This is a genomic window from Rhodococcus sp. (in: high G+C Gram-positive bacteria) (assembly GCF_049286785.1).
In the GTDB taxonomy this organism is placed as follows: domain Bacteria; phylum Actinomycetota; class Actinomycetes; order Mycobacteriales; family Mycobacteriaceae; genus Rhodococcus_F.
The window spans coordinates 1-9,226 of record NZ_JBAQEO010000310.1 but is presented as its reverse complement, the minus strand read 5'-3'; the positions used below and the strand labels follow the sequence as shown (position 1 = coordinate 9,226).

Below are 9,226 nucleotides of genomic sequence, written 5' to 3'. Positions count from 1 at the left end.
TCCAGGAACTGCTCGAGGTGTTCTTCCTCATTCAGGATTCGGGATCGGTATACCGCGAGGGGCAGGGCCGTGGTCTGCCGATCGGACCGTTGCGGGCCCCGGAGGAGTTGTTCGATGACGAGCACCTCATCGAACGCAAGTTCTTCGAAACCGTCGAGATGCACGACGGTTCCAGCGTGCTCTTTCCCGGCACCCCGTACCGATTTTCCGGTGGTAACGGAGTGCCGACCCGGCCTCCGCTCCTCGGTGAGCACACCGAGGAGGTCTTGTCTCATGAATGATCGTTGGCAACGTGACGTCTGCGCGATTGCCGGTGTCGGGCAGAGCACCTTCTCGAAGAATTCCGGAGTCAGTGTGACAGCTCTCGCGGCGGACGCGGCACTCGCCGCGCTGGCAGACGCGGGGATCGATCCCTCCGAGGTGGATGGCGTCGTTCGTAACGACATGGACCTCGTGTCCTGCGCTGCGCTCGGAGACGCGATCGGAGCAGGGAATCTGACGTACTACGGTGAGGCCGGCCCCGGTGGGTCAGGTCCCTGCGCGATGGTGGCACAGGCTGTCGCCGCGATCATGAGTGGACAGGCGGAAACCGTGGTGGTCTTCCGTTCCCTCAACGGACGCTCCGGCAACCGGTTCGGACTTTCTGCCGAGCTGGATCCCGTCATCGGTGGAGCTGAGACGTTCACCGAATTTTTCGGTCCGTATGGGCTGCTCGCTCCCGGAATGTTCTTTGCGCTCATTGCACAGCAATACATGAACGAGACCGGACTGAAATCCGAGCAGCTTGCGAACATCGCGCTGGTTGCGCGCAAGCACGCCAACAACAATCCGGCCGCGCAAATGCACCACCGCTCGATGACTGTGGACGATTACATGAACTCACGTATGTTGTCCACGCCGTTGCGCCTGTTCGATTACTGTCTCGAAACGGATGGTGCGTCCGCGGTTGTCGTCACGACCACCGAGCGCGCAAAGGATCTCCGTCAACCCCCCGCCGTTATTCGTGCAGCAGCGATGGCAAGCGGACCTCGACCCCAGCCGGGTCAGATGTATCCGGCTCTGATGCGCGAGAACCCGTTGTCGATGCCGTCGAAGCATTGCGCGGAGACACTCTATGCGCGTGCGGGTCTCGGACCAAAGGACATCGATTCGGCACAACTCTACGACTGTTTCTCCATCACAGCGCTGTTGCAGATCGAAGATTACGGCTTCTGTGCTCGGGGCGAGGCGGGAGCGTTCATCGAATCCGGTGAGCTCGAAGTCGGCGGAGCGATGCCGTTCAACACGAGTGGAGGCCATATGTCGGAGGGGTATATCCACGGAATGAACCACGTCGTCGAAGGTGTCCGTCAAATTCGCGGACAATCATCCAACCAGGTGGAGGGGGCGGCCGTGTCGCTCGTGACGTCGGCGCCGCCGCCGTCCACGGCCGCGCTGATCCTGGTGTCGGCATGAGTGCCCGGCTGGCGCCGCGGGTCGACGACCCGGCGAGTCGCGGTTTCTTCGAGTTGGCGGCGAAAGGCGAACTCGGCGTACTCACCTGTACGGAGTGTGGCACTCGAATCCATCTGCCGAGGCCCCGGTGCGTGGGTTGCGGCGGAAGGAATCTCGAATGGGCCGCCGTCGAGGGCCGCGGGCGAGCAAAGTCGTGGACCGTGGTGGAGCACCAGGTTCATCCGCTCTTCCCGGTGCCGTACACCGTGGTGCTGATCGAACTCGACGGTGAACAGAACGTCCGGATGGTCGGCCACCTGCCTGGCCGGGTGGACGTTGACGAGTCGACCGAATTCGTCGTCGAGTTCGAAGATTTGGGGCTGGACAGAGATGGCAACGCCACAGTTCTGCCCACATGGAAAATCGCGACGGAGAGCGCGTAGGGCAACAACAAAGAGATCCGGTCTCGCGGGAATCTGCTGTCCGTTGTTCTTTCGCGGATACCACCTCCGTGCTCTTCGTCGACACCAAGGAAGCTGGTCGGTGAAGTCACCGAGGAGCTCGAGGTTCCAGCTCCTTCGGTCCTTCGGTCCTTCGGAGCCTGAGTTCGAATAGGACGCTCGTTGCATCCAACGCAACGAGCGTCCCGTTCGTCTTGGGCGCTGAGGTCGGCGGCAAGGAGGAGCGCCGGGAGAGGCGATGGCCGCGGTGCCGGGCCGAAGTGCTTCGCGCCCGCCGCACTCGTTCCAACATCCCTGGTGGAGTCCTATTGCAAAAATTCCTCATGATAATTATGCTTCGGTGTATTGCGAGTGATCCGAGGCACATGGTCGGGTGATGGGTGACCCTTCCGACCGTGGCGGGCAAGAGACAAGCCCAGGCGCGCCGGGACTGCTGTCCACGCAGACGGTCGATGCCGGAAACGCCGGGAACATATACGACAGGAGTTCGAGAGTGACGTCAACGCAGGCACTGTCGTCGGGTAGGTCGATTGATGTCGAGGTCCTTCGAATCGACGAGGGAGGCGCTGTTCTACTCGGTGGCCGGTGTGGCGATTGCGGCACCGTCACCTTCCCCGCGCAGGACTCGTGTCCGCGGTGCAGCGGCGGTTCGATGGTGAATATCGACCTTCCGAAGTCCGGCACGTTGTGGTCGTACACCGTGCAGGCGTTTCGGCCGAAACGTCCATTCCTCGGCCCGGATGAGTTCGTCCCGTTCGGTGTGGGGTACATCGACCTGGGCTCGGTCATTGTCGAGGCTCGATTGACGGTCAATGACCCGGACCAACTCGAGATCGGCGATCCCATGACATTGACCACGTTGGTAAATCACCGTGACACCGACGGCTCCGAAGTTCTGACCTACGCGTTCGGCTCGAGCAGCCAGGAGGAGACGAAATGAAGGTCGCGATCGTCGGAGTAGGTATCCACCAGTTCGGGCGGACCGAGGGTGTGAGCGGACGCGCACAAGCGGTCTATGCCGCACGACAGGCGCTGGCGGACGCGGGAGTCGAGTGGTCCGACATTCAATTTGCCTATGGTGGCAGCGATTCCGCTGGCAACGCCGACACCCTGGTGTCGGAACTCGGACTGACCGGCTTGCCGTTCATCAACGTCTCCAACGGGTGTGCCACGGGCGGTAGCGCATTGACGTCCGCGGTGAACACGATCGGATCGGGCAAGCACGACCTCGGCATCGCTATCGGGTTCGACAAGCATCCCAAGGGCGCCTTCAACGCCGATCCCGAGGCGAATGGGCTGGGACAGTGGTACGGCGAGACGGGCATGATGGTGACCACGCAGTTCTTCGCGATGAAGATCCAGCGTTATATGGCGGAACACGGCATCAGTGAGAACACACTCGCAAAGGTGTCGGTGAAAGCGTTCCGGAACGGATCGCTCGCACCTCACGCGTGGCGCCGGACTCCGATGACGGAAGAGCAGATCACGTCGTCGACGATGGTGAGCCATCCGTTGACCCAATTCATGTTCTGTTCTCCCGCGGAGGGGGCCGTGGCGCTGATCCTTTCACGCGCGGATCAGGCGAAGAAGTACACCGACACCCCGGTATTTCTCGAGGCCGCAGAGTTGCGCTCACGTCAGTTCGGCTCTTTCGAGGTGTTCAGTCCGTGGGTCTCGCCCGAACGTGCGGACGGCCCCACGACGACAGCGTCGCGAGCAGCCTTCGAAGCCGCCGGCGTCGATCCCGTCGATATCGATGTCGCGCAGATCCAGGACACCGAGTCCGGAGCCGAAATCATGCACATGGCTGAAACCGGACTCTGCAAACACGGAGAGCAGCAGGCGTTGATCGCTGCCGGTGAGACTGCTATCGGCGGGCGCATCCCTATCAATACCGACGGGGGTTGCATCGCGAACGGTGAACCTATCGGCGCGACGGGGCTTCGGCAGGTGTACGAGAACGTCGTGCAGTTGCGCGGTGCTGCCGGTGCCCGGCAGGTTCCCGGTAACCCGAGGCTGGCCTTCAGTCATGTCTACGGAGCACCTGGCATCAGCGCGTGCACCGTGTTGTCCCGGTAGTCCTCTACGAAATTTCTTCTTTCACTACGTATTCTAGGAGCACGCGATGAGCTGGGACTTTGAAACCGATCCCGAATTCCAAGCCCAGTTGGAATGGGTGGAGGACTTCGTTCACACCGAGGTCGAACCCCTCGACCGCATGATCGAGCATGCCTGGGATGTGACGGATCCGAAGCGTAACGAACTCATCCGTCCGTTGCAGCAACAGGTACGTGAGCGGAAGCTGTGGGCCTGCCATCTCACTCCCGATCTCGGCGGGCGAGGCTACGGACAGCTCAAGCTTGCGCTCCTCAACGAAAATTCTCGGGAGAACCCACAGTGGTCCGGTGGTGTTCGGTTGCCAGGCACCGGACTCGGGCAACGCAGAGGTGCTGGCGCATTTCGGCAGTGCTGAACTGAAGAAGCGCTACATGGAGCCATTGATCGAGGGCGACATCATGTCCGCCTACTCGATGACCGAGCCGGCCGGCGGGTCCGACCCCACCGGATTCATCACCCGCGCGGTGCGAGACGGGGACGAATACGTCATCAACGGTGAGAAATGGTTCTCTTCGCATGCCAGATTCGCGTCGTTCCTCATCGTCATGGCTGTGACGAATCCGGAGGCCGCACCGCACAAGCGAGCATCGATGTTCCTCGTGCCGATCGATACGGCGGGCGTCGAGATCGTCCGCAACGTCGGGGTGTCCGGGCATGAGGATCATGAGGCCACTCACGCCTACATGCGGTACACGGACGTGAGAATTCCCGTCGGCAACAGGCTCGGGGAAGAGGGCCAGGGTTTCGAGGTCGCACAGACTCGACTCGGTGGGGGCCGAATCCACCACGCGATGCGGACGGTGGGACTGGTCAAGGCATCGTTGGACATGATGCTGGAGCGCGCCGTGTCCCGTCATACGCGTGGCCAGCGCCTGGCGGATCTTCAAATGGTGCAGGGAATGATTGCCGAATCATGGATCCAGCTGCAGCAGTTCAGGCTCCTGGTACTGCAGACCGCGTGGAAGATCGACAAGTACAACGACTACAAAAGGGTCCTGGTCGATATCTCGGCAGTCAAGGCAGCGATGCCCAAGGTTCTTCTCGACGTAACCTCACGCGCGGCCCAGATCCACGGATCGCTGGGCATTTCGACGGAATTGCCGTTCGGGCGCTGGATCATGGAGAGCTACCACATGGGGCTCGCCGATGGCGCCACCGAGCTGCACCTGCAGACAGTGGCAAAGCAGTTGCTGCGCAATGCAACCCCGGCACCCGGACTGTTTCCGACCCGCCATCTTCCTGCCCTGGATGCGGCGGCTCACGAAAAGTATGCGCATCTCGATCTGGCAAGACTGTCATGAGTACCGAGGTCAACGACGATCAGGCAGAGCTCGCTCCGGTTCGCGATGGCGAGATACTCGACTGGGACAGGCTCGAAAGTTATCTGCGCGAGCAGCTCCCGGATCTCGCGGGCGACTTCTCGGTTCTCCAGTTCCCCCGCGGATCAGCGAACCTGACATATCAGGTGACGTTCGGTGACCGGCGACTTGTGGTTCGCCGACCACCCTTCGGCACGATCGCCGCAGGTGCCCACGACATGGCTCGCGAATACAAGGTTCTCTCACGGCTGCACACTGAGTTTCCTCGTGCGCCGCGCGCATTATTGCATTGTGCCGACGAGTCGGTAATCGGCGCCGAGTTCTTCATCAACGAGTACCGCGAGGGAATCGTTGTCTGGGACCATGTCCCGCACTCGATGAATGAATTCGACAATGCCGGCGAGCGGATCGGACTCGCCGTCATCGATGCACTCGCCGACCTGCATGAGGTGGATCCCGAGAAGGCGAGGCTCTCCGACTTGGGCCGGCCTGAAGGTTACCTCGACCGGCAGCTCGACGGTTGGCAAAAGCGCTGGGCAGCTGTGGAATCCGAGGCCGACTCATCGGAGACGGCGGCCGTCATGCGGGAAGTCGCGGCCCGGCTCGTGAAGGGCCGGCCGCGAAGCCAGCGCAGTGGAATCGTGCACAACGACTACAAGATCGACAACTGCCAATTCAAGCCGGGTGACCCGGACCGCGTCACGGCGGTTTTCGACTGGGACATGGCGACAACCGGTGACACGCTGTCGGATCTGGGCACGCTGCTCAACTACTGGCCGGACAGCACACTCGATCCCGACTCGGATGCGGCCTTCGTTGCGGTTCCGGGAATGCACGGACTCGGCCTGCCGCCCCGTGCCGCTGTCATCGACCGATATGGGAAGAGCAGCAGCCTCGACCTGTCCGATATCGCCTGGTACGAGGCGCTCGGATGTTGGAAGACGTCGGTGATTCTCCAACAGCTCTACGCCCGCTTCGTTCGAGGTCAGACAACCGATGCCCGGATGGGGGAGCGTGGCGCACTGATTCCGCCGCTCGCTCGTCGTGCCCTCGGGTTGCTGTCCTGATATCGAATTCCGCGATGAAATCAATGAGGAGTATGTAATGAAAACTGGTGCCAAAATGCGCAGCGCGGTCTGCAGCACTGAAGTCATGGTCATTCGCGCCGGCAACGGAGACATTACCTTGTGCTGCGGTGGTGTACCGATGCTGGCACCGGACGAGTCGGTGGAAGGGCTCGGCGTCCCCGAGGTCGGCCTCGATGCAGGCACCGTGATGGGTAAGAGGTACGTCGACACGGAGTCCGGCGTGGAAGTCCTCTGTGTCAAGCCCGGAGCCGGCTCCGTATCGGCCGATGATCGGCCACTCCAGTTGCTGGTGCCCAAGGCACTTCCCTCCTCGGACTGATTGGTACGACCATGAATCTTTCGATGCTGTTGGAAATGGCCGCAGACGCGGACGGTGACCGCATCGCGGTCGGAACCCGACGAGACGGATTGACCTACCGCGAACTGCTCGAACGCAGCAGGCGTTACGGCTCACGGATCGGGCGGACCGACGCGCAGGCGGTGGCGTATCTCGACCTGAACTCGCCGACGTGCATTGCGCTGCTGTTCGGATGCAGCTACGCGGGTGTGCCGTTCGCTCCCATCAACTACCGTTGGACCGACCAGCAGGTCGGTCGTGCGCTCGAACGACTCGCTCCGGCCGCCGTGGTTGCCGGCGCCGACTTCACTGCCCGAGTCGAGTCCAGCAGCAGCGTCAGCTTGCTCGATCTGTCTACACCCGACGCCGCCGCGGACGGAGCAGTGGTGCCGCCGAACGAGGGCTTGCCAGCTGTGCTGCTCTTCACCAGCGGTACCAGTGGTGAACCGAAGGCGGCGGTTCTGCGAAGCGGCAACCTCGTCCCGTATGTGGTCAGTACGATCGAGTTCTTCAACGCGGGTCCCGAGGAAGCGATTCTGGTGTCGGTCCCGCCCTATCACATTGCCTCCGTGAGTTCAGCACTCACCTCGGTGTATTCGGGACGTCGTATCGTGCAACTTCCTGCTTTCGATCCCGAGTCCTGGGTGGATCTCGCTGCGGAAGAGGCCATCACGCACGCGATGGTTGTTCCGACGATGCTGGGCCGGATCCTCGATGTGCTCGAGCGCCGCGGTCAGCGACTCGACGCTCTCCGGCATCTGTCGTACGGCGGGGGCCGGATGCCGGTCGAGACGGTCGAGCGCGCGCTCGCACTGCTGCCCGGTGTGGGCTTGGTCAATGCCTACGGACTCACGGAGACCAGCTCTACTATTGCTGTCCTGGGGCCCGAAGATCATCGGATCGCTGCGGCCAGCAAGGATCCGTCAGTTCGCGCGCGGCTCGGCTCGGTGGGTCGGCCGATCCCCTCGATCGAACTCGAGGTGCGGTCCGAGGGTGGAAAGGTACTGTCGGCCGGTGTCGCAGGCGAAGTCTGGGTGCGTGGCGAACAGGTTTCGGGCGAGTACCTTTCGCACTCGGCAGTCGCCGAGGGAGGGTGGTATCCCACTCGAGATCATGGTCACCTCGACGCTGACGGTTACCTGTTCCTACACGGCCGCGCTGACGACGTAATCGTTCGCGGAGGCGAGAACATTGCACCGGCGGAGATCGAGGACTGTTTGCGCAGCCATGAAGCTGTGGCCGACGTTGCCGTGGTGGGTGTGCCGGACCCGGAGTGGGGTGAACGGGTCGAAGCCGTGGTGGTAGTCGCTGCCGGAGCTGCTGTCGCCACCGCAGACCTGAAGGAACTGGTCCGCGCGGCTCTGCGCTCGACCCGCGTTCCCGCCCAGATCCACTACCGCGACGAATTGCCTTACAACGAGCTCGGCAAGCTGTTGCGTCGTGAGGTTCGCACCGAACTGGCCGCACTGCTCGAAAGGGTGACGGCATGATCCTCGAACACTCCGAGGCCGCCGAAGATCGAGTGCTTCTCCGCGAATCGGTCATCGCTATGGTCCGCAAGGTAAATCCGCCCGGGAATCTGCTCCAGCGGGCCGAGGCCGCATCGGCAGGCAACTCCGACAGGGAGCTGTGGTCCGCTCTTTCCGGTAATTTTGCGGCGCCGGCTCTGCCTGTTCCCGAGGCTCTGGGTGGGGTGGGCGCCACCTTCGCGGAGGCCGCTGTGGTTCTCGAGGAGGTCGGGGCGGCGTTGGCGACTGTGCCGTATTTGAGCACCGTTGTCGCCACCGAAGTTCTCCTCGCGGCGGACGGTTGTGGTGTTTCGTCGAAGTGGCTTCCCCGGATTGCTGCGGGAGAGGCGACAGCCACCGTGCTCTTCGATCCGATCCTGATCGGTGACCGTGCATTCGTCGACCAGTTCGCCCCTTTCGTCGTGAGCAAAACTTCCGCCGGGTATGCGTTGTCGGGTACGGCAGAGTTTGTGGTCGATGGTGCCACAGCCGACCTCATTCTCGTCCCGGTGCGCGAAGAGTCCGGTTACACGCTCTTTGCCGTCGAGGGTCGGGACGTCCATCGGGACCCCATGCAGACACTCGATCTCACACGGCCACTTGCGGTGATCAGGGCGGAGAATGCCCCCGCAGAGTTGATCGGGACGTCCGGTGAGGCCGACCACCTGGTGGCCCGTGCGCGCGACATCGCGTTGCTCGCGATCGGATGCGAACAGCTCGGGCAGTCGAAGACCGTTCTGAACATGGCCGTCGAGTATGCGCGTGAACGAATTCAGTTCGGCAGGCCGATCGGGTCCTTCCAAGCCATCAAACACAAGCTCGCGGAGGTGGCTGTCGCCGTGCAGAGCGCCGAGTCGGCAGTGGAGCACGGCATCTGGGCGGCAGTGCACGGCAGCGCCGAGGAGCTGTCGCGGGCCGCCGCGATGGTGGCCATGGTGTGTGGTCCTGCTGCAGTTCTCGC

General features: G+C 62.5%; 9 protein-coding genes and 1 pseudogene. All 10 read left to right on the top strand.

The window, feature by feature from the left end; genetic code table 11:
* Positions 1 to 281, top strand: a 281-nt coding sequence (locus WAW17_RS11880) for a CoA transferase (protein ID WP_422333179.1), incomplete at its 5' end; no start/stop codon positions are given.
* Entirely contained in the window at positions 274 to 1,455 is a 1,182-nt protein-coding gene (locus tag WAW17_RS11875; protein WP_422333178.1) for a thiolase C-terminal domain-containing protein, read from the top strand. The genes WAW17_RS11880 and WAW17_RS11875, both read left to right, overlap by 8 nt.
* On the top strand, positions 1,452 to 1,877 hold the full coding sequence (locus WAW17_RS11870; protein WP_422333177.1) for a Zn-ribbon domain-containing OB-fold protein: 426 nt from the start codon (positions 1,452 to 1,454) through the stop codon (positions 1,875 to 1,877). Before WAW17_RS11875 ends, WAW17_RS11870 begins: the two co-directional genes overlap by 4 nt.
* Positions 1,878 to 2,388: 511 nt before the next feature.
* On the top strand, positions 2,389 to 2,835 hold the full coding sequence (locus WAW17_RS11865; protein ID WP_422333176.1) for a Zn-ribbon domain-containing OB-fold protein: 447 nt from the start codon (positions 2,389 to 2,391) through the stop codon (positions 2,833 to 2,835).
* Entirely contained in the window at positions 2,832 to 3,974 is a 1,143-nt protein-coding gene (locus tag WAW17_RS11860; RefSeq protein WP_422333175.1) for a thiolase family protein, read from the top strand. Before WAW17_RS11865 ends, WAW17_RS11860 begins: the two co-directional genes overlap by 4 nt.
* Before the next feature lie 46 nt (positions 3,975 to 4,020).
* A pseudogene (locus tag WAW17_RS11855) lies at positions 4,021 to 5,314 on the top strand (acyl-CoA dehydrogenase family protein).
* Entirely contained in the window at positions 5,311 to 6,399 is a 1,089-nt protein-coding gene (locus tag WAW17_RS11850; protein ID WP_422333174.1) for a phosphotransferase family protein, read from the top strand. Before WAW17_RS11855 ends, WAW17_RS11850 begins: the two are co-directional and overlap by 4 nt.
* A 37-nt stretch (positions 6,400 to 6,436) precedes the next feature.
* Positions 6,437 to 6,739: a hypothetical protein gene (locus tag WAW17_RS11845; RefSeq protein WP_422333173.1), complete on the top strand. Its 303-nt coding sequence runs from the start codon at positions 6,437 to 6,439 to the stop codon at positions 6,737 to 6,739.
* A gap of 11 nt (positions 6,740 to 6,750) precedes the next feature.
* Positions 6,751 to 8,247, top strand: coding sequence for a class I adenylate-forming enzyme family protein (locus WAW17_RS11840; protein ID WP_422333172.1), 1,497 nt, complete (start codon positions 6,751 to 6,753; stop codon positions 8,245 to 8,247).
* On the top strand, positions 8,244 to 9,226 hold a 983-nt coding region (locus WAW17_RS11835; RefSeq protein WP_422333171.1), incomplete at its 3' end, for an acyl-CoA dehydrogenase family protein. The genes WAW17_RS11840 and WAW17_RS11835, both read left to right, overlap by 4 nt.

What these genes read in the sequence shown, in the direction of transcription:
- WAW17_RS11850 (WP_422333174.1), top strand. Translation starts at nt 5,311, where the DNA reads ATGAGTACCGAGGTCAACGACGATCAGGCAGAGCTCGCTCCGGTTCGC.
- WAW17_RS11860 (WP_422333175.1), top strand. Translation starts at nt 2,832, where the DNA reads ATGAAGGTCGCGATCGTCGGAGTAGGTATCCACCAGTTCGGGCGGACC.
- WAW17_RS11870 (WP_422333177.1), top strand. Translation starts at nt 1,452, where the DNA reads ATGAGTGCCCGGCTGGCGCCGCGGGTCGACGACCCGGCGAGTCGCGGT.
- WAW17_RS11840 (WP_422333172.1), top strand. Translation starts at nt 6,751, where the DNA reads ATGAATCTTTCGATGCTGTTGGAAATGGCCGCAGACGCGGACGGTGAC.
- WAW17_RS11875 (WP_422333178.1), top strand. Translation starts at nt 274, where the DNA reads ATGAATGATCGTTGGCAACGTGACGTCTGCGCGATTGCCGGTGTCGGG.
- WAW17_RS11845 (WP_422333173.1), top strand. Translation starts at nt 6,437, where the DNA reads ATGAAAACTGGTGCCAAAATGCGCAGCGCGGTCTGCAGCACTGAAGTC.